This is a genomic window from Pseudomonas sp. PDM02 (assembly GCF_014852285.1).
Taxonomy (GTDB): domain Bacteria; phylum Pseudomonadota; class Gammaproteobacteria; order Pseudomonadales; family Pseudomonadaceae; genus Aquipseudomonas; species Aquipseudomonas migulae.
The window spans coordinates 86673-106309 of sequence record NZ_JACVBL010000007.1; the positions used below are offsets into that span (position 1 = coordinate 86673).

The following is a 19637-nucleotide window of genomic DNA, read 5'->3' on the forward strand; positions in this document are numbered from 1 at the left end:
CACTCAACGCTCGCTGAATCGCCCTACACCTCACGTCGAGCAAGCTGATCGATAACTCGGAATACTCGCGAAATAATCACGCGTCCCAGAGACGAAGCGTGAGTAACTCCATGTTCAAAGACGACCTGCGCATCCTGCTGGTGGAAGATCATCCCTTTCAACTCAGGGCAACTCAGTACCTGCTTGAAAGTTACGGTTTCACTCAACTGACCACCACCGACAGTGCCAAAGGCGCGTTGCAGCAAATGTTCAGGGCTGTGCAACCGTTCGATATTCTATTGTGCGATCAGTGTTTGCCCGACCTTCCGGGACTTGATCTTGTCCGGTTCGCCAGTCAGCGAGGAATGATCAGGCAGGCCATACTGTTAAGCAGTCTGAGTTGTACAGAACTTGATGACATTGAGAAAACAGCCCACGAGCACGGGCTACCCTTACTTGGTTATTTGATCAAGCCCTTGAAACAATCCGAATTCAGAAACTTATTGACCTTGGCCTCACTATAAAAACAGCACAACTGCGATAACTATTTATCAACACACAACTTGAAAACAACAAACAAAAACTTCCAACAGGCAGGTTGATCACACGCAACTTCCAGCCATCTTCATTAAAAACCTAGTTGATTCGTAGCCCCTTTCCTATTCGTTTGTAGGATTTTTCCTATATTGCTGCTTGTGGTCCGTCAGTTCATGCGTCCCCTCAACTATCTGAGCTAAGGTGCGCGCTTTATTAGAGCTCGTATGGGATTTGATTATGAACTCCGTTTTTATTGTCGACGATCACCCCGTCATCCGTCTTGCCGTCCGAATGTTGCTGGAGCACGAAGGCTACAAAGTCGTCGGCGAAACCGACAATGGGGTCGATGCCATGCAGATGGTTCGCGAATGCATGCCCGACCTGGTCATTCTCGATATCAGTATTCCGAAACTGGATGGCCTCGAAGTTCTCGCCCGCTTCAACGCAATGAGTACCCCCCTTAAAACACTGGTATTAACTGCACAGTGCCCGACACTTTTCGGTATTCGCTGCATGCAGTCCGGTGCTTCAGGTTATGTATGCAAACAGGAAGACCTGAGTGAACTGGTAAGTGCTATCAAAGCAGTATTGTCCGGTTACAACTACTTCCCGAGCCAGGCCCTGAACCCTGTTCGCGGCGATGAGGTGCGCTGTGCAGAACTGGAACTGTTCAAGTCAGTCAACGACCGAGAGCTGATGGTGTTGCAACTTTTTGCCCAGGGCCGCACCAACAAGGAAATTGCCAAAGGCATGTTTCTCAGCAACAAGACTGTGAGCACCTACAAAAAAAGACTCATGCAAAAACTCAGAGCCAAATCCCTGGTTGAACTCATCGAGATGGCAAAACGTAACGCATTGGTGTGAGACACAGGATGCCCAGTCGCATAAAGGATTATCTGCTACTCATGGCCGCCGTATGCCTGACCTCTTCGGTGCTTGCCGCACAGCCAGCCAGCGAGCACTACAACCTGCTCAGTCGCTCAACGGCCGGACACCTGGACGTCCAACTGGATCAAGCACAACAACAATGGATCAGCGGTAAACGGCAACTGATTCTCGGCACGTCAGCGCCGGACTACCCACCTTTCGACCTGACCGTCAGCGGCCAGGATTACGAAGGTTTCACCGCCGATTACGCGGGCCTCCTCGGCAAGGCCATCGGTTTGCCGATCAAGGTGCAGCGCTTCGCGTCCCGAGGGGCTGCGATCAAGGCGCTCGAAAAAGGCGAGGTCGATCTGCTCGGCACCGCCAATGGCTTCGAGGCTCACAACGCCGATATCGTGCTTTCAACCCCCTACGCCGTGGACCAGCCGGTTCTGGTGACACGGGAAGGAGAAACCCGATCCCTGACCGACGGCCTCGCCGGTCTGCGGTTGAGCATGGTGTATCACTATTTGCCGCTGGAGGAAGTCCGGGCCCTGTATCCCAAAGCCGTTATCACGTCTTATCCGTCCTATCAGAATGCAATTAATGCCGTGGCTTTCGACCAGGCTGACGTCTTCCTCGGCGACACCATCTCGACCCACTACATGATCAACAAGGGTTACCTGAACAATATCCGCATGGCCAACTTCGGCAAACACGAGGCCCACGGATTCAGTTTTGCCGTGCACAAAGACAACCCGGAACTGCTCGCAATCATCAACGCGATGCTCATGGCCATCCCCGCCAGCGAACGGGAAAACATTGCCGAACGCTGGAGTGCCGGCAGCGACATCCTGCTCACCGACCAGAAACTGCAGCTCACCCACCTCGAAGAACGCTGGCTCGCGCAACATCCGGTGGTGCGCGTGGTGGTCAATGAAGCCTATGCACCGCTGACGTTTTTCGACAGCGATGGCAACTTTCGCGGCGTTACCGCAGACCTGCTCGAACTGATCAGATTGCGTACCGGCCTGCGCTTCGACATCCGACGCAGCCGAAGCGATGACGAGATGATCAAACAGATCAAAGACCATCAGGCCGACGTGATCGCTGCCCTGCTCCCCAGCGATGAACGTGAAACGATCCTGAACTTCACCCGTCCCTATCTGCAAAACTCCTTTGTGTTGCTGACGCGCAAAGCCGCCGACAGCCCGACCAACCTTGAGCAACTGCAAGGCAAGCGCCTGACTATCGCCCAAGGCAACCCACTGGTGGATTACCTGCGCCGCGAGTTCCCGCGAATCAAGCTGATAGAGACGCCAGACACGTTCAGCGCGGTTGAGTTGCTCGCCGAAGGCAAAGCGGAAGGTGCGGTGAACTCTCTGGTGATCGCCAACTACTTCATGTCATCGCGTCTCTTTGAACACACGCTTCAGATCAGTACCAGCATCGGCACCCGCCAGGCCGCGTTCTCGCTGGCGACCGGGCAAGACGCCAAAGAACTCAACGCCATCCTCAACAAGGCGCTGCTGAGCATCGCGCCGGAAGAGCTTGGCATCATCAACAGCCGCTGGCGTGGCTATTCGGCTTCATCGCAAAGTACCTGGCGCAACTACCAGCGATTGTTCTATCAGATCGTTATCGGTGCCGGCGTACTGCTGCTGATTTCCGCTGCCTGGAACGCTTACATGCGTCGTCAGATCAAACAACGTCAGGCGGCTGAGCGTGCGTTGAACGATCAATTGCGTGAACGGCGGCAACTGTTCGACGAGCTGCGCTGCGCGAAAGATCGCGCCGATGAAGCCAACCGGGCCAAAAGCACGTTCCTGGCGACCATGAGCCATGAGATCCGCACCCCGATGAATGCCGTCATCGGCATGCTCGAACTGACGCTGAGACGGATCGATCGCAACCATCCGGATCGCCCGGCCATCGACGTGGCGTACAACTCAGCGAAGGACCTGCTGGCACTGATCGGGGACATTCTCGACATCGCCCGCATCGAATCCGGGCGCTTGAGCCTGAGCCCGCAACACGTCAATCCGCTTGAAATCATCGGCTCGGTTGCAAGGATCTTCGATGGGCTGGCCCGCCAGAAAAACCTCGATCTGCGACTTGAGTTCAACCCGGCCAACCCGCCCGTCGGTGTCCTGCTGGACCCAATGCGTTTCAAGCAGGTGCTGTCGAATCTGGTCAGCAACGCCATTAAATTCACCGAGCAAGGCGAGGTCAGAATCACCGTTGAGTTGCTCCCGGGCACCGAGCCCGGGCACATCCGGATGCTGTTGCTGGTTGAGGACAGCGGCATCGGTATCAGCGAACAGGATCAGCAACGCCTGTTCGAACCTTTCGCCCAGGCCAATGACCAAGGGCAGGCCGGCAGAGGCGGCGCCGGGTTGGGTCTGGTGATCAGCCGAAGCCTGTGCGAAATGATGGGCGGCAGCCTGCATTTGAGCAGCCAGCCGGGGGTAGGCACGCAGGTTCAGGTTTCGCTGCACCTGGCCACAGTGCCCGTCGAACAGGTGCCGAAAGCTGCCGAAGTGCCCATCCACACGACGACGCCCTTGAACGTTCTGGTGGTCGACGATCACCCGGCCAATCGCTTGCTGATGTGTCAGCAACTGGAGTTTTTGGGGCATCGATTCAGCGTCGCAGAGGACGGCGAAGCTGGACTGGAAGCGTGGAAAAACGGGCTGTTCGACCTGGTGATTGTCGATTCCAACATGCCGGTCATGAACGGATACGAGCTGACCCGCGCCATTCGCCGCCATGAACAGCATTCGAAACGACCGCCCTGCACCGTGCTCGGCTTCACCGCCAACGCACAGCCCGAAGAGTTACTGCGCTGCAAACAAGCCGGGATGGACGACTGCCTGTTCAAGCCACTGACGCTGACCGCGTTGAGCGAATGGGTGGCCGGCATCAAACCGCCCGTTCGCGATCCCGCCTTCAGCCTGCAAGGTCTGCACCTGTTGACCGGTGGCAATCCCGTGATGGACAGGCGATTGTTGACCGAGCTGCAGAGCAGTAACCGCCAGGACCTGCTAGCGCTGCGGGCATTATCCCGGTCAAAAGACCCGCGGGCTTTTCTCGACATCGCCCACAAAATCAAGGGCGCCGCGCGCATTGTCCAGGCCACCCGTTTGATGGACAGCTGCGAGGCGCTTGAGCAGGTCTGCCTTGGCGTCTTCCATCAAGAAGAAGTGGCGCAATGCTGCAAAGCCATGGAGCGCGCCATGCTTGAACTGGAACAGGCATTGCAGCAACAAATTGGGCAAAACGACAAAAGCAGAATGACGGAGCCTTAACTATGCTTGGGCGCTGAGCAGTGTGTTAAACATCATGGAGAGACCCCGCAATGACCAGCCCACTGCGCCCGGATCAACGACGGTTTCCCCTGCACGTCCATATCAGCGTGATGTTCACCTTCCTGTTGTTGCTGACTGGCGTGGTGCTGGGCATTTTCAACTATGGGCAAACCACGCAAATCATTCTGTCCAGCAGTGAGAAGCTCTTCGAGCGCATCGAGCAAGATGTCCGCCTGGACCTGCACGCCACCTATGAGCCCATTCGCCATCTGTTGAGCCTGTTGGTGTTCAACCCGGCGGCGCAAGCACCTGACCTGGAGCAGCGCCTGGCATTACTCAAACCCTTCAGCCAGTCGCTCAAGGACAATCCTGACCTGGCCTCGCTGTATCTGGGTTACGACAACGGTGATTTCTTCATGGTTCGCCCCTTGCGAACCGCCACCCTGAAAGCGCTGCTCAAGGCCCCGGACAAAGCGGTTTATCAAGTCTGGAGCATCGAGCAAAACCGCGGCCCGGTGCATTCCCAGTCATTGTTTTTCGATCAGGACCTGAACCTCCTCAGCCGTCACGACAACCCCGACGACACCTACGATCCGCGCACCCGCGCCTGGTACTCCAGCGCTCGCGGCGACAGCGATCAGATCACCACCGAGCCCTACCTCTTTTTCTCCACCCGCAATATCGGCACCACCCTCGCCCGGCGCAGCGGCGAGCACGCCATCATGGGCGCCGACCTGACCCTGGCGGAACTGTCCGCGACGCTGGCCAAGCACGTTGTAACCCCCAATACCGAAATCGTGCTGTTCGATGCCCAGGGCAATGCCATCGCATACCCCGACAGCAACAAACTGATCGTCGACGATCAGACCGCACGCTTGAGCAAGGCTGCCGACCTGAGTCCCGGCCTCGGCGCATTGCTGAACAACCCGCCAACAGGCAATCGGCTGAGGGCCGCCGGCCGGCAGTGGATCGTTGCCCGCAGCAGCATGCAGGAAGGTGGTCCGCAGGGGCTGCAACTGGCGCTGCTGGTGCCGGAAGACGAATTGCTCGCCGATGCGTACCGCATGCGTTGGCAGGGCGCGCTGATTACGCTGGCCACGTTGCTTTTGTGCCTGCCCTTGGGCTGGTTGACCTCCAGAATTCTGGTCACCCCCCTGCGCGCTCTGGTGCAGGAAGCCGATGCGATTCGCAGTTTCAATTTCAAATTTCCGGCCTCCCGTCGCTCTCCGGTACTCGAAGTCGACCAACTGAGCGTGTCGATGGCGCGCATGAAAGACACCCTGGCGAGTTTTTTCCGGATCACCGACAGCCTGAGCGCCGAGACCCGGTTTGCCCCCTTGCTGGAAAGGGTGTTGTTCGAAACCGTGAAAATCGGACAGGCCCAGGCGGGCCTGATCTATCTGCGGGAAAATGACGGCGATCGCATGACACCTCATGGCCTGGTCATCAACGACATTTCACAGGCATTGCCCTCATTCGACATTCGCAGCCATGAACTCCAGGACCCACAGAGCCCTGCCTGGCTACAGCAGCTGTCGCATGCCGACAACGTGGTCACCAGTCTCGGTTTCGAACAGGTGGGGGATTTGCAGAAAGTGTTGCTGACGATGGAATGCCCGCGGGTGCATCTGATCGGTATCCGCCTGCACAATCGCCATAACGAAACCGTGGGCCTGCTGGTCCTGTTGCTGGCGGACAGCGGCGATCAAAGTGATCTGGAAAAGCTTCGTCCGGACCGTATCGCGTTCCTTCAGGCGGTGTCCGGCGCGGCCGCCGTGAGTATCGAAAGTCAGCGCCTGCAAGCCAAACAAAAACAGCTGCTGGACGCGTTCATTCAACTGCTGGCCGGTGCCATCGACGCGAAAAGCCCTTACACCGGCGGCCATTGTCAGCGAGTGCCGGCGCTGACGTTGATGCTCGCCCAGGCTGCCGCGGCGAGTCAGGACCCGGCCTTCAGCAGTTATCAACCGACCGAGGACGAGTGGGAGGCGCTGCACATCGCCGCCTGGCTACATGACTGCGGCAAGGTCACCACGCCGGAGTACGTGGTCGATAAAGCCACCAAGCTGGAAACACTGAACGACCGCATCCACGAAATCCGCACCCGCTTCGAAGTGCTCAAGCGCGATGCCTGGATCAGCTACTGGCAAGCCATTGCTCAGGGCGGTGACGAGCAGCACCTGGCGGAACTGCGCGATGCCACTCTGGCGGCGCTGGACGATGATTTCGCGTTTGTTGCCCGCTGCAATCTGGGCGGCGAGGCGATGGCCGAGTCCGATTTGCAACGCCTGCGCAACCTGGCCCAGCGCACCTGGACCCGAACCCTTGATGACCGGTTGGGCGTTTCCTGGGAAGAGAACCGGCGTCAGGCGCGAACATCGGCGCCGACCCTGCCGGTCAGCGAGCCGCTGCTGGCGGACAAACCGGAGCACCTGTTCGAACGCGCCGAAGGCGAGCTGATGCCGGAAGACAATCCCTGGGGGTTCAAACTCGATGTGCCCCGCTACAAGTACAACCGGGGCGAGCTCTACAACCTGAGCATCGCCCGAGGCACGTTGACGCGCGAGGAGCGTTACATCATCAATCACCACATGGTGCAGACGATCCTGATGCTCAACCACCTGCCCTTCCCCGGCCACCTCAACAACGTCGCGGAAATCGCCGGCGGCCACCACGAAAAAATGGACGGCACCGGTTATCCAAAACAGTTGAAGCGCGAGGAAATGAGCCTGCCGGCGCGGATGATGGCGATTGCCGATATTTTCGAAGCGCTGACCGCCGCCGATCGTCCCTACAAGAAAGCCAAGCCGTTGAGCGAAGCACTGGGCATCATGGCCACCATGTGCCGTGACGCCCACATCGACCCGGAGCTGTTCAGGCTGTTCATCAACGCCGAAATCTACCGGCAATACGCCGAGCGATTTCTCGATCCGCAACAGATCGATGCCGTAGACCCGCCAGGCCTGCTGGCCAAGGCAGGCTTGAGGGCGTGATCAGCAGTCGGTCAGGCGCAGGAAGATGGCCGCCAGTTTTTCAATCCCGGCTTGATCGTGTTCGGTGAAGCGCGCCAGTTTCGGGCTGTCGAGGTCCAGCACGCCGATCAGGCGGCCGTCCTTGACCAGCGGCACAACCAGTTCGCTGTTCGATGCGCTGTCGCAGGCGATGTGCCCGGGAAAGGCGTGCACGTCTTCGACCAACTGAGTCTGCAACGTCGCCGCCGCTGTCCCGCACACGCCACGACCGAACGGGATGCGCACGCAAGCGATCTGCCCCTGGAACGGACCCAGCACCAGCTCTTCATTGCGATTGAGGTAGAAACCGGCCCAGTTCAAGTCGTCGAGCTGGTTGTACAGGAACGCGGAAAACTGTGCGGCGTTGGCGATAAAATCACGCTCGTCCGCCAACAAGGATTCCAGTTGTGCGTGCAGCATGCCGTAGCCTTCAAGGCCTTGGCCGCTTTGTTGTAAATCGATCATGCCTTGTGCTCCAACAGCTTCAGCCCGACCCAATAGCGGGCAAATTGATAGGCGCAACGTCCGTTGCGATTGCCTCGGCCGGTGGCCCAGCGCACCGCGAGGATGTCCAGTTCTTCGTCACGCTGCCACTTCAGGCCGGCCTTGTCGGCCAACTGACCGATCCAGTGCTCGACCACATTGAGGAAGTGTTCCTGCGTAAACGGATAGAACGACAGCCACAGGCCGAAACGGTCCGACAGCGCGATCTTGTCTTCCACAGCCTCGCTGGGGTGCAATTCGCCGTCGACCCTTTTCCAGTTTTCGTTATCGCTTTCCTTTTCCGGCACCAGGTGGCGACGGTTGGAAGTGGCGTACAGCAAAACGTTGTCCGGCGCCTGTTCGAGAGAGCCGTCGAGCACGCTCTTGAGCACGCGATAATCGCCCTCGCCCGCCTCGAACGACAGGTCATCGCAGAACAGCACGAAACGTTGGGGCAGTTTGGCGATTTGCTCGACCACACGCGGCAAGTCGGCCAAGTGATCGCGTTCGATCTCGATCAGTCGCAGACCGGTCTTGGCGTGTTCGGCCAGCAGCGCGCGCACCAGCGACGATTTACCGGTGCCACGCGAGCCCCAGAGCAACGCGTGGTTGGCTGGCATGCCGTCGAGGAATTGTTGAGTGTTTCGACCCAGTTGCTCTACTTGGCGGTCAACACCGATCAGGTCGGACAGCCGCGTATCGAGGCTGACCTGCAGCGGCAGCAGAAAACCGCTGCGCCCTTCCCGCTGCCAGCGTGCGGCCAGGCAATGCGTCCAGTCGATGGCTTGCCGAGGTGCGGGCAAGAGCGGTTCGATACGGGCCAGAACGGCATCGGCGCGTTCAAGAAAAGCATTCAATCGGGAATCCACGTCTTCTCCTCGGGCACGTTCACAGTAATGATGGCGCTACAGCGACGAAATACAGCATTCACAGACGTGTTCATCCCGTGCACAAGGGCTCGCGAGAACATCGGTATCCATGCATGATCGACTATGCTTGAGCAGCGAAGGGAAACGGAAGTGGTTCGACACCCCATGGATATCAAGTTCACCAACCGGCTGTCCTACAAGCAAGCCCGGCTTACCGTGCTGGTCGGTTTCATTCTGGGTACGCTGCTCAGCCTGCTGCAAATAGGCATCGATTATGCCAGTGAAGACGCCTCCATCAACCGTGAAATAGTGTCTTTGCTGGAAATCAGCCATAACCCCGCTTCGCGCATTGCCTACAACATCGACGCCGAACTCGCCCAGGAACTGACCCTGGGCCTGCTGCGTTCACCGGCGATCATCGCTGCGCAACTGACCGACAACAACGGCTCGGTGCTCGCCAGTGTCAAGCGCCCGCCATCGCAGAGCAGCTATCGGGTGATCAGCGACTTTCTGTTCGGTGCCAACCGAGCGTTCGAAGACCGGCTGTATCTGGATCACTTGCCCAACGAATCCCTCGGCACCTTGCGCCTGGAAGTCGACACCTATTCTTTCGGCAACCGCTTCCTGCGTCGGGCCGAAGTGACCCTGCTCAACGGCTTTGCCCGCAGCCTGATCCTGACCGGCATCCTGCTGGCGCTGTTCTATGTGATGCTGACCAAACCGCTGGTGCGGGTTATCCGCGAACTCAGCAGCCGCGATCCGCGCAGTGTCGAACCGACCTGGCTGGAGTATCCGAGCGGGCATAAAAACGATGAGATCGGCGTGCTGGTCAAGGTTGCCAACCAGCAATTCGAGAACATTGCCACTGAAATCCAGCAGCGGCGCAACGCTGAAAACCGTTTGACCGATTACCTCGGGCAACTGGAAAACATCGTGTCGGCGCGCACCGCCGAACTCAAGGCGATCAACAGCCGGCTCAGCCAGTCCAACCAGGAACTGGAAGTCGCGCGCAGCACCGCCCTGGACATGGCCGAGGCACGCTCGGTTTTTCTCGCCAACATGAGCCACGAGATCCGTACGCCCCTCAATGGCTTGCTGGGGATGATCGCGCTGTCCCTCGACGGCCCGCTCAATGCCGAGCAACAGCAACAACTGTCTATCGCCCATGACTCGGGCAAAGTGCTGGTGGAGTTGCTCAACGATATTCTCGACCTGTCGAAATTCGACGCCGGTCAGCTTGAACTCGAACACATTCCGTTCGACCTCGGTTCGCTGATCGAGGACACCGCCAACCTGCTGTCGCAAAACGCGGCGCCAAGCGTCGAACTGACGTGCCTGATCGAACCGACATTCCCGGCGCTGGTGCTCGGTGACCCGACCCGGGTCCGGCAGATCGTCAGCAACCTGTTGTCCAACGCCCTCAAATTCACCCGTTTCGGCCGGGTCGATGTGCGCCTGTCGACGTACGAAGACGGCGTCAGAATCGAAGTCTGCGACACTGGCATCGGCATCGCCCAGGACGCTCAGGTCAAGATTTTCCAGCCATTCACCCAGGCCGGCGCCGGCATTACCCGACAGTTTGGCGGCACCGGGCTGGGGCTGGCGCTGACTTACAACCTCTGCGAAGCCATGCAGGGGCGCCTCACCATCAGCTCGGAAGCCGGTTTCGGCAGCCAGTTCTGCGCCGACCTGCCGCTGCCGAGCCACACCCGCGCCTTCGCCCCGGCCACGCTGCACGGCAAGGTGATCGCGATCACCACCGGCAGCAGCGGCCTGGCGGAACTGTTGAAGAGTCTGTTGCCGGGTTGGGGGCTCGACTATCAGCAGCGTTCGATCGATGACGCGATGATTGGTCTGAAGTCCGACGTGGTCATCACCGATTGCCCGGAATGCCTGTTTCGCCTGCGCCCCACCTGTACCGCACCGATTCTGCTGGTGACCGCTTACGGCAGTTTCATGCCCAGCGAACAGGCCAGCGCCCTGGCGCCGTTACAACAACAGGCCCGTCCTCTGGCGCGCAATGCGCTGTACCAGACACTGCGGCGAGTGTTGCAGCCGGAAATCAACACCATCAACGATGCGCGACTGGAGGCGCTCACTCCCCAGCGCCGCGGACGGGTGCTGCTGGTGGAGGATAATCCGGTCAATCAATTGGTGGCCAAGGGCATGCTCGGCAAACTCGGCTGCGAGGTGATTGTCGCCGCTCACGGCGGCGAGGCTCTGGATCAACTGGAGCAAAGCGAATTCGATCTGGTGCTGATGGACTGCAACATGCCGGTGATGGACGGCTACGAAGCCAGTCGGCAAATCCGTCGCAGCGGTCGCTGGCCGCAATTGCCCATCGTCGCCCTGACCGCCAACGCCATGTCCGAAGAACGCGAACGCTGCCGTGCGGCGGGCATGAGCGATTACCTGGCCAAACCTTTCCGCCGGGAAGAACTGGCCGCCCTGCTGGACCTGTGGATGCCCGCTACGACAGTGCCTTGATTTGTCCCAACAAGTGGTCAAGGCCCTCGCGCAGATCATTCAAGCGATCCAGATCGACACCGCTGTCACACAACAGTCGGGCTTTGAGCGGCCCGACCTGATCGCGCAACGCCTTGCCCGTGGGCGACAGGCTCAGGTGCACTTCACGCTCATCCCGCGCTGAACGCTGACGCTGCACCAGTTGCAGTTGTTCAAGTCGCTTGAGCAGCGGCGTCAACGTGCCGGAATCCAGCGCCAGGCGCTCGCCCAACGCCTTGACCGTCGGCTGCTCCGGCGCCGCCTCCTGCCATTCCCACAAAACCAGCATCGCCAGGTATTGCGGGTACGTCAGGCCGAGCTGATCGAGCATCGGCTTGTAAGCGCGGATCACCGCCCGGGAAGCGGCGTACAGCTTGAAGCAGAGCTGGCTGTCGAGCTTCAGGGAATCGACGGACAAGGTATTCATTTGAGCAGGGCTTCGATCTCGCGGCTGAGGTCTTGCGGCTTGGTCGCGGGAGCGAAGCGCTTGACCAGTTGGCCGTCCTTGCCGATCAGGAATTTGGTGAAGTTCCACTTGATGCCCTGAGAACCCAGAACACCCGGTGCGCGTTTTTTCAGCTGCACGAACAGCGGGTGGGCGTCGGCACCGTTAACGTCGATCTTTTTGAACAGCGGAAAGCTGACACCGAAGTTCAGTTCACAGAACTCGGAAATCGCGCCTTCATTGCCCGGCTCCTGCTTGCCGAACTGGTTGCACGGGAAACCGAGCACCACCAGCCCTTGATCCTTGTAGGTCTGCCACAGTTCTTCCAGCCCTTTGTATTGCGGCGTGAAGCCACATTTGCTCGCGGTGTTGACCACCAGCACCGCTTTGCCGGCGTAATCCGCCAGGGTCTTTTTCTCACCCTTGATGGTGGTGCAAGGGATGCTCAGCAGGTTGTCGCTCATGATTCGGACTCTCGAATGAAAGAAGATGAGGTAAACATAGCGAGCAATTGAATTGTGTGCAATTTAATTAATCGATCCTGGGAGCACATCCGAACTGTAGGAGCCGGCTTGCTGGCGATGGCGACCTTGATTCATGCATCGCCGATGCGGACGCCTTCGCCGGCAAGCCTGGCTCCTACGGGTATTTCGGTGAACCGTTTACGAACGTGGAACGAGATCCAGGCACACAGAGTTGATGCAATACCGCAGGCCGGTCGGCGGCGGGCCATCCGGGAACACATGCCCCAGGTGCGCATCGCATTTGGCGCAGACCACTTCGGTACGGATCATGCCGTGGCTGACATTACGGATTTCAGTCATGGCGCTGTCGCCGATCGGCGCATAGAAACTCGGCCAGCCGCAGCCAGAGTCAAATTTGGTTTTTGAGTCGAACAGCGGCTCATTGCAGCAGATGCAGTGGTAAACACCGTCGGTTTTGGTGCCGTTGTACTTGCCGGAAAACGGCCGTTCGGTGCCCTTGAGGCGGCAAACGTTGTACTGCTCCGGATCGAGCATGGCCTTCCATTCTTCCAGGGTTTTTTCCAACTTTTCCATCATCACACCTCAGCAGCTGAAAAAGCCCGATCTGTACCTTTTCCACGGATCGGGCGGCACGTATGATTGCGCCTCGTCAAACGCCAGTCTGGCAGCCAGACCACGCGCATTCAAACGGATTTATGGGTGCTGCCTCTCAAGGCGCCAGGCCTGTGTGAATACGCAGGATTCCCAGTACGGTAGTTCATACACCGCCTGGATCGTTCATTTTCGGGAACACATCGCCATGCAGGTCAGCAAATCGAACAAGCTCGCCAACGTCTGCTACGACATTCGCGGCCCAGTGCTCAAGCACGCCAAACGCCTGGAAGAGGAAGGCCATCGCATCCTCAAGCTGAACATCGGCAACCCGGCGCCTTTTGGTTTCGAAGCGCCGGATGAAATCCTCCAGGACGTGATCCGCAACCTGCCGACCGCCCAGGGCTACAGCGATTCCAAAGGCCTGTTCAGCGCGCGTAAAGCCGTCATGCAGTACTACCAACAGAAGCAGGTAGAAGGCGTCGGCATTGAAGACATTTACCTGGGCAACGGCGTTTCCGAGCTGATCGTGATGTCGATGCAAGCGCTGCTCAACAACGGCGACGAAGTGTTGGTGCCGGCTCCGGACTACCCGCTGTGGACCGCCGCCGTGAGCCTGTCGGGCGGCAACCCGGTGCATTACCTGTGCGACGAGCAGGCCAACTGGTGGCCCGACCTGGCCGACATCAAGGCCAAGATCACCCCGAACACCAAGGCCCTGGTGATCATCAACCCGAACAACCCGACCGGTGCGGTGTATTCGAAGGAAGTCCTGCTGGGCATGCTGGAACTGGCCCGTCAGCACAACCTGGTGGTGTTTTCCGACGAGATCTACGACAAGATTCTGTACGACGATGCCGTGCACATTTGCACCGCGTCTCTGGCCCCGGACCTGCTGTGCCTGACCTTCAACGGCCTGTCCAAGTCCTATCGCGTGGCCGGTTTCCGTTCTGGCTGGATTGCTATCTCCGGTCCGAAACATCACGCGCAAAGCTACATTGAAGGCATCGACATGCTGGCGAACATGCGCCTGTGTGCCAACGTTCCGAGTCAGCACGCGATCCAGACCGCCCTCGGGGGTTATCAGAGCATCAACGATCTGGTCCTGCCGCAAGGTCGCCTGCTGGAACAACGCAACCGTACCTGGGAATTGCTCAACGACATTCCCGGTGTCAGCTGCGTCAAGCCGATGGGCGCGCTGTATGCGTTCCCGCGCATCGACCCGAAAGTCTGCCCGATCCACAACGACGAAAAATTCGTGCTCGACCTGCTGCTGTCGGAAAAGCTGCTGGTGGTTCAAGGCACCGCTTTCAACTGGCCATGGCCGGACCACTTCCGCGTCGTGACCCTGCCGCGTGTCGACGACCTGGACATGGCCATCGGACGAATCGGCAACTTCCTCAAATCCTATCGCCAGTAATCGGACTGGCCGCGTGCGACTTTTCCACGAAAGTCGCACGAGGATTAATTCAGCAACATATCTTTAAGCCTCGCCGTACATCCCCACTGCAATCACTGCCCGGTAGCAAGCTTTGTGACCGCGTCCAACAATCACGGGGCTCGCAACGCGAATCGGCTGACAAACACTTCCCCTGCCCACGTCGGAAATGCCCTGCAAGCGACTAGACTGTTGCTGTAGGACACAGTTTGAAATAGTCACCCGGTTGAATAGCCCGTTGCAGCACCTTATATACCCCGCAGTACGCTACATCTTTAGCAAAAGGAGATTTCTACAACCATGATGCGCATCCTGCTGTTTTTGGCCACTAACCTGGCGGTCGTGCTGATTGCCAGCATCACCCTGAGCCTTTTCGGCTTCAACGGGTTCATGGCGGCCAATGGGGTTGATCTCAACCTCAATCAGCTGCTGATTTTCTGTGCGGTCTTTGGTTTCGCCGGCTCCCTGTTCTCGCTGTTCATCTCCAAGTGGATGGCGAAGATGAGCACCAGCACCCAAATCATCACCCAGCCGCGCACACGTCACGAGCAATGGCTGCTGCAAACGGTCGAGCAACTGTCTCGCGAAGCCGGGATCAAGATGCCGGAAGTCGGGATTTTCCCGGCCTACGAGGCGAACGCGTTCGCCACTGGCTGGAACAAGAACGATGCACTGGTCGCGGTCAGCCAGGGCTTGCTCGAGCGATTCTCGCCGGATGAAGTGAAAGCCGTTCTGGCCCACGAAATCGGTCACGTGGCCAATGGCGACATGGTCACCCTGGCGCTGATCCAGGGCGTGGTGAACACCTTCGTCATGTTCTTCGCGCGGATCATCGGCAACTTTGTCGACAAGGTGATCTTCAAGAACGAAGAAGGCCAGGGCATCGCCTACTACATCGCGACCATCGTCGCCGAACTGGTGCTGGGCATTCTGGCCAGCTCCATCGTCATGTGGTTCTCGCGCAAACGCGAGTTCCGTGCCGACGAAGCCGGTGCACGCCTGGCGGGCACCAACGCGATGATTGGCGCACTGCAACGCCTGCGTGCGGAACAAGGGCTGCCGGTGCACATGCCTGACACCCTGAACGCTTTCGGCATCAACGGTGGCATCAAACAGGGGTTCGCCCGCATGTTCATGAGCCACCCGCCGCTGGAAGAGCGTATCGACGCATTGCGTCGTCGGGGCTGACAGGCTCGGCACTAAAAGAAAAGGCCCGCAGTGATGCGGGCCTTTTTTTGTCTGCTTGATTAATGCGGTGTTCATCAGGACCTCTTCGCGGGCAAGCCTCGCTCCTACAGGATTTGTGTCGTTCACATAATCGGCGAATTACACAAAACCTGTAGGAGCGAGGCTTGCCCGCGAAGAGGCTGGTAGAAGCAACATCAATTACCGGGCAGAAACCCGATAAACCCGCTCCTCAAGCCGCGTCACGCCGCTTTCGACGAATTTCCAGCTCTCACCCAGAACGTCCTGATCCTCCAGAATCTTCAACGACCACACAGCCCCGAACAACCGCTGCACTTCATCATCAAGCACGGCAAACGGCGGTCCGTCTTTTTGCGTCTGGTCGTAATCCAGCGTGATCAAAAGCCCCAACGCGTCCTTTGGCAGAATCCGGTTCAAATGAGCCGCGTATTGCTCGCGCATGGCCGGCGGCAGAGCAATCAGTGCCGCCCGGTCGTACAGGCCGGCGCAATCGGCAACATCGCCGGCCGTCAACTCGAAGAAATCACCACACCACAACTCGATCGAGCCTGCTCGATAGACCTTGAAGGGCCCCTGCTCAGTGACGTTCGGGTCAAAGTGATGTTCGCTGAAGAAATCTTCGACAGCCTTTTCCGACAGCTCAATTCCCAGGACTTCATGACCCTGGTGCGCCAGCCACAATAAATCCAGACTTTTCCCACACAACGGCACCAGTACGCGCGCCCCCTCCTCCAGCCCCAATTGCGGCCAGAAACGTTGCAGATAAGGGTTCACCTGCGGCAGATGGAAGCCGATCTGATTCGACTGCCATCGCTTGTGCCAAAACTCCGGCTGCATAAATATCTCCGAAAATTCGATCAAAACACCCTAAAACTTATATTAGATTTAGATCAATGATCTGACTGAAGATGGGCCCATCTTACTCTCAGGAGCTCCTTCATGTTCCCCAGCCTTTACATCTCTCATGGCTCACCCATGCTGGCACTGGAACCCGGTGCCAGTGGGCCGGCCCTCGCGCGCCTGGCTGCCGAATTGCCGAAACCCCGGGCCATCGTGATTGTTTCCGCGCATTGGGAAAGCAATGAATTGCTGGTCAGCGGCAATCCACAGCCTGAAACCTGGCATGACTTCGGCGGCTTTCCCAAGGCGTTGTTCGAGGTGCAATACCCGGCACCCGGCGATCCACAACTGGCCGCTGAGGTTGTCGAGTTGCTGAAACGCAGTGACCTGCCCGCCCGCATCGACAGCAAACGGCCCTTCGACCATGGCGTCTGGGTGCCGTTGTCGTTGATGTACCCGCAGGCGGATGTCCCGGTGGTGCAAGTCTCGCTGCCCACACGCGGCGGTCCTGCGCTGCAAACCCGCGTTGGCCATGCCCTGAGCAGCCTGCGCGAACACGGCGTGCTGTTGATCGGTTCGGGCAGCATCACCCACAACCTGCGCGAACTGGACTGGCACGCCGGACCGGAAAGCGTAGAACCGTGGGCGAAGGTGTTTCGCGACTGGATGATCGAGAAACTTGAGGCCAACGACGAAGCCGCGTTACACGACTATCGCCAGCAAGCACCGAACGCCGTGCGCAACCACCCGAGCGATGAACATTTGTTGCCGTTGTACTTTGCCCGCAGTGCCGGCGGAGCATTCAGCGTCAGCCACCAGGGTTTCACCATGGGCGCGCTGGGCATGGACATTTACCGCTTCGGGTAATGAAAAACCGAGACCTGCGGCGGCCAGGCTCAGACCACATCAACACCGACATGGATCGCATCGTGCCGCCAGAACTCCAGGTCACAATCGATCAAGCGTTCGTGTTGGTCGTAATTGACCCGGGCGATGCGCAATCCCGGACTCCCGACCGACACCCGTAACGCCGCCGCCGCATCCACCGACAACGCCGTCGGTACGATCTCGAAGCGCACCCGCCCGTAATGCAAATCGTAATGCCGCGCGTACAGCTCGGTGATCGACTGATTCAGATCAAACTCCAGAATCCCCGGGAAATACTGCGGATTGAGGTAGTGCTCCACGTACAACACCAGCCGCTCATCAATTCGCCGCGCGCGGCAAATCTGAATCACGCTCGACAACGCCGGCAACTGCAACCAGGCACAGACCGCCGCCGACGCAGGCTGCAAGCGTGCCGAAATCACCTCGGTAGATGGCACCCGCCCTTGAGCGCTGACCATCGCGTGAAAGTGGCTGCGCTGCATCAGGTTGTAAGCCAGGCGCGGTGGCGACACGAACCAGCCCCGGCGTTCTTCGCGATAAATCTGCCCTTGAGCCTCCAGCTGCAACAACGCTTCGCGCACGGTAATGCGTGTCGTGCCGAACAACTCACTGAGCTTGCGCTCTGCCGGTAACTTGCTGCCAGGCGCCAACAGGCCGTGGTCGAGCTGTTCCTGAAGAACCTGCCCGATGGCTGTCACCGCTTTGGTTGTCTCAATGCGCATCAACGTTACCTATCTGGACTAGACCAGCACTGTTTCGGAGCAGAACCGTCATTTGAAACGACTCCGTCAACTTTCAGCAAGCCTAGGCACTGCACATGACTGACAGATGACAAAGGCGCTGAACGGTGCAGTCAAACGTGTGCAATTTAACGGCCAAGTCCTTTCATATCAGTTCTTTAGCCATGGTCTACGCTTACTCGCAAGCCTGAGCGTTGATCTGAAGAAAATGCAGACGGACCGCTGGTCGACATCAAAATGTCATCAGGGGCGCCTAGATTGGCTCAGGTATTGCTGACCTAGACCAACACAACCGCAATCGCAGCGTTGAAAACGCCCAAAGGAGCTTCGGATGAAAAAGCTTTTCCTGGCATCACTGTTAGGTTCGACCATTGCCATGTGCACCGCCGCCATGGCGGCTGATGATTTGAAAACCCTCGAAGCCGCTGCGAAAGCGGAAGGTGCGGTCAACAGCGTCGGCATGCCCGATGACTGGGCCAACTGGAAAGGCACCTGGGAAGACCTGGCCAAGATCTACGGCCTGAAACACATCGACACCGACATGAGCTCGGCGCAGGAAATCGCCAAGTTCGCCGCTGAAAAAGACAACGCCACGGCCGACATCGGCGACGTCGGTGCAGCGTTCGGCCCTATCGCGGTCAAGCAAGGCGTGGTCCAGCCGTACAAGCCGAGCACCTGGGATCAGGTGCCTGCCTGGGCGAAGGATAAGGACGGCAACTGGGCACTGGCCTACACCGGCACCATCGCGTTCATCGTCAACAAAAAGCTGCTGCACGGTTCGGAAGCGCCGACCAAATGGGCTGACCTTAAAACCGGTAAATACAAAGTATCCATCGGTGACGTGAGCACCGCTGCTCAGGCCGCCAACGGCGTTCTGGCGGCGGCCCTTGCCAACGGCGGCGACGAGAAAAACCTTCAGCCTGCCCTGGCGCTGTTCGCTGACATTGCGAAACAAGGCCGCCTGTCCATGGCCAACCCGACGATTGCCACCATGGAAAAGGGTGAAATCGAGGTCGGCGTGGTCTGGGACTTCAACGGTCTGAGCTACAAGGCCAAGATGGCCAATCCGGATGACTACGTGGTGTTGATCCCCTCCGATGGTTCGGTGATTTCCGGTTACACCACCATCATCAACAAATACGCCAAGAACCCGAACGCCGCCAAACTGGCTCGTGAATACATCTTCAGCGATGCCGGTCAGATCAACCTGGCCAAGGGTAACGCCCGTCCGATCCGTGCCGAGCACCTGACCCTGCCAGCCGAAGTCCAGGCCAAACTGCTGCCGAACGAGCAGTACAAAAAGGTCACGCCGATCAAAGACGCGGATGCGTGGGAAAAAACTTCCAAGGCTCTGCCGCAGAAGTGGAACGAAGAAGTCATCGTCGAGATGAAGTAATGCTTCATTTGTAGGAGCGAGGCTTGCCCGCGAAGAGGGACTTTAATTCAAC

Annotated in this window: 16 protein-coding genes; 9 read left to right on the plus strand and 7 right to left on the minus strand. The window is 58.5% G+C overall.

Translation table 11 applies throughout. The features are described 5' to 3' along the window. The first annotated feature begins 110 nt into the window (after positions 1-110). The 4 genes from IB245_RS13845 to IB245_RS13860 all read left to right on the plus strand — a co-directional run bounded on the left by IB245_RS13845 (position 111) and on the right by IB245_RS13860 (position 7681). Positions 111-503 (plus strand): response regulator, encoded by a 393-nt coding sequence (locus tag IB245_RS13845; RefSeq protein WP_192227866.1) that lies wholly within the window; start codon positions 111-113, stop codon positions 501-503. Positions 504-753: 250 nt separating this feature from the next. Beyond that, the gene (locus tag IB245_RS13850; RefSeq protein ID WP_008030344.1) at positions 754-1380 is read left to right on the plus strand and encodes a response regulator transcription factor; all 627 of its coding nucleotides are present in this window, start codon (positions 754-756) and stop codon (positions 1378-1380) included. 8 nt (positions 1381-1388) lie between these two features. Continuing rightward, complete coding sequence (locus IB245_RS13855; RefSeq protein WP_192227867.1) at positions 1389-4688, plus strand: transporter substrate-binding domain-containing protein; 3300 nt, start codon at positions 1389-1391, stop codon at positions 4686-4688. 50 nt (positions 4689-4738) lie between these two features. Continuing rightward, positions 4739-7681, plus strand: coding sequence for an HD domain-containing phosphohydrolase (locus IB245_RS13860; protein WP_192227868.1), 2943 nt, complete (start codon positions 4739-4741; stop codon positions 7679-7681). Here the strand turns inward: IB245_RS13860 and IB245_RS13865 are convergent, their stop codons facing one another. Continuing rightward, positions 7682-8164: a GAF domain-containing protein gene (locus IB245_RS13865; protein WP_008030351.1), complete on the minus strand. Its 483-nt coding sequence runs from the start codon at positions 8162-8164 to the stop codon at positions 7682-7684. Then, positions 8161-9051, minus strand: a complete 891-nt coding sequence (locus tag IB245_RS13870) for an ATP-binding protein (protein ID WP_008030353.1) — start codon at positions 9049-9051, stop codon at positions 8161-8163. The genes IB245_RS13865 and IB245_RS13870 overlap by 4 nt, the downstream gene beginning before the upstream one ends. Positions 9052-9216: 165 nt before the next feature. On the opposite strand from IB245_RS13870, the gene IB245_RS13875 reads away from it, so the two are divergent. After that, positions 9217-11538: a response regulator gene (locus tag IB245_RS13875; protein WP_318652969.1), complete on the plus strand. Its 2322-nt coding sequence runs from the start codon at positions 9217-9219 to the stop codon at positions 11536-11538. On the opposite strand, the gene IB245_RS13880 is transcribed toward IB245_RS13875, so the two are convergent. The 3 genes from IB245_RS13880 to msrB form a co-directional block, all read right to left on the minus strand. Continuing rightward, complete coding sequence (locus tag IB245_RS13880; protein ID WP_008030355.1) at positions 11522-11983, minus strand: MarR family winged helix-turn-helix transcriptional regulator; 462 nt, start codon at positions 11981-11983, stop codon at positions 11522-11524. The two genes, IB245_RS13875 and IB245_RS13880, sit on opposite strands and share 17 nt — an antisense overlap. After that, positions 11980-12465: a glutathione peroxidase gene (locus IB245_RS13885; protein WP_008030357.1), complete on the minus strand. Its 486-nt coding sequence runs from the start codon at positions 12463-12465 to the stop codon at positions 11980-11982. Before IB245_RS13885 ends, IB245_RS13880 begins: the two co-directional genes overlap by 4 nt. A 198-nt stretch (positions 12466-12663) precedes the next feature. Then, the gene (gene msrB / locus IB245_RS13890; protein WP_192227870.1) at positions 12664-13059 is read right to left on the minus strand and encodes a peptide-methionine (R)-S-oxide reductase MsrB; all 396 of its coding nucleotides are present in this window, start codon (positions 13057-13059) and stop codon (positions 12664-12666) included. A 226-nt stretch (positions 13060-13285) separates the two neighbouring features. On the opposite strand from msrB, the gene IB245_RS13895 reads away from it, so the two are divergent. Both IB245_RS13895 and htpX read left to right on the plus strand, forming a co-directional pair. Then, complete coding sequence (locus IB245_RS13895) at positions 13286-14497, plus strand: pyridoxal phosphate-dependent aminotransferase (protein ID WP_008030363.1); 1212 nt, start codon at positions 13286-13288, stop codon at positions 14495-14497. A 318-nt stretch (positions 14498-14815) separates the two neighbouring features. Further along, positions 14816-15703: a protease HtpX gene (gene htpX / locus IB245_RS13900; RefSeq protein ID WP_008044359.1), complete on the plus strand. Its 888-nt coding sequence runs from the start codon at positions 14816-14818 to the stop codon at positions 15701-15703. A 198-nt stretch (positions 15704-15901) separates the two neighbouring features. Here htpX and IB245_RS13905 read toward each other — a convergent pair whose 3' ends face one another. Beyond that, a complete protein-coding gene (locus IB245_RS13905) occupies positions 15902-16558 on the minus strand; it encodes a thiopurine S-methyltransferase (RefSeq protein ID WP_008044357.1) in 657 nt (218 codons plus the stop codon). A 102-nt stretch (positions 16559-16660) separates the two neighbouring features. Between IB245_RS13905 and IB245_RS13910 the strand changes: the two genes are divergently transcribed. Beyond that, entirely contained in the window at positions 16661-17428 is a 768-nt protein-coding gene (locus IB245_RS13910; RefSeq protein WP_008044355.1) for a DODA-type extradiol aromatic ring-opening family dioxygenase, read from the plus strand. Between the two features lie 29 nt (positions 17429-17457). Here the strand turns inward: IB245_RS13910 and IB245_RS13915 are convergent, their stop codons facing one another. Next, positions 17458-18171 (minus strand): UTRA domain-containing protein, encoded by a 714-nt coding sequence (locus IB245_RS13915; RefSeq protein WP_008030372.1) that lies wholly within the window; start codon positions 18169-18171, stop codon positions 17458-17460. Positions 18172-18520: 349 nt separating this feature from the next. On the opposite strand from IB245_RS13915, the gene IB245_RS13920 reads away from it, so the two are divergent. Next, entirely contained in the window at positions 18521-19585 is a 1065-nt protein-coding gene (locus IB245_RS13920) for an ABC transporter substrate-binding protein (protein WP_192227871.1), read from the plus strand. Positions 19586-19637: the final 52 nt, after the last annotated feature.

Excerpts from the sequence above, each read along its gene's own strand:
- IB245_RS13855 (WP_192227867.1), top strand. The coding sequence starts at position 1,389 with ATGCCCAGTCGCATAAAGGATTATCTGCTACTCATGGCCGCCGTATGC.
- IB245_RS13920 (WP_192227871.1), top strand. The coding sequence starts at position 18,521 with ATGAAAAAGCTTTTCCTGGCATCACTGTTAGGTTCGACCATTGCCATG.
- IB245_RS13885 (WP_008030357.1), bottom strand. The coding sequence starts at position 12,465 with ATGAGCGACAACCTGCTGAGCATCCCTTGCACCACCATCAAGGGTGAG.
- htpX (WP_008044359.1), top strand. The coding sequence starts at position 14,816 with ATGATGCGCATCCTGCTGTTTTTGGCCACTAACCTGGCGGTCGTGCTG.
- IB245_RS13910 (WP_008044355.1), top strand. The coding sequence starts at position 16,661 with ATGTTCCCCAGCCTTTACATCTCTCATGGCTCACCCATGCTGGCACTG.
- IB245_RS13860 (WP_192227868.1), top strand. The coding sequence starts at position 4,739 with ATGACCAGCCCACTGCGCCCGGATCAACGACGGTTTCCCCTGCACGTC.
- IB245_RS13915 (WP_008030372.1), bottom strand. The coding sequence starts at position 18,171 with ATGCGCATTGAGACAACCAAAGCGGTGACAGCCATCGGGCAGGTTCTT.
- IB245_RS13880 (WP_008030355.1), bottom strand. The coding sequence starts at position 11,983 with ATGAATACCTTGTCCGTCGATTCCCTGAAGCTCGACAGCCAGCTCTGC.
- IB245_RS13905 (WP_008044357.1), bottom strand. The coding sequence starts at position 16,558 with ATGCAGCCGGAGTTTTGGCACAAGCGATGGCAGTCGAATCAGATCGGC.
- IB245_RS13895 (WP_008030363.1), top strand. The coding sequence starts at position 13,286 with ATGCAGGTCAGCAAATCGAACAAGCTCGCCAACGTCTGCTACGACATT.
- IB245_RS13875 (WP_318652969.1), top strand. The coding sequence starts at position 9,217 with ATGGATATCAAGTTCACCAACCGGCTGTCCTACAAGCAAGCCCGGCTT.
- msrB (WP_192227870.1), bottom strand. The coding sequence starts at position 13,059 with ATGGAAAAGTTGGAAAAAACCCTGGAAGAATGGAAGGCCATGCTCGAT.
- IB245_RS13865 (WP_008030351.1), bottom strand. The coding sequence starts at position 8,164 with ATGATCGATTTACAACAAAGCGGCCAAGGCCTTGAAGGCTACGGCATG.
- IB245_RS13850 (WP_008030344.1), top strand. The coding sequence starts at position 754 with ATGAACTCCGTTTTTATTGTCGACGATCACCCCGTCATCCGTCTTGCC.
- IB245_RS13845 (WP_192227866.1), top strand. The coding sequence starts at position 111 with ATGTTCAAAGACGACCTGCGCATCCTGCTGGTGGAAGATCATCCCTTT.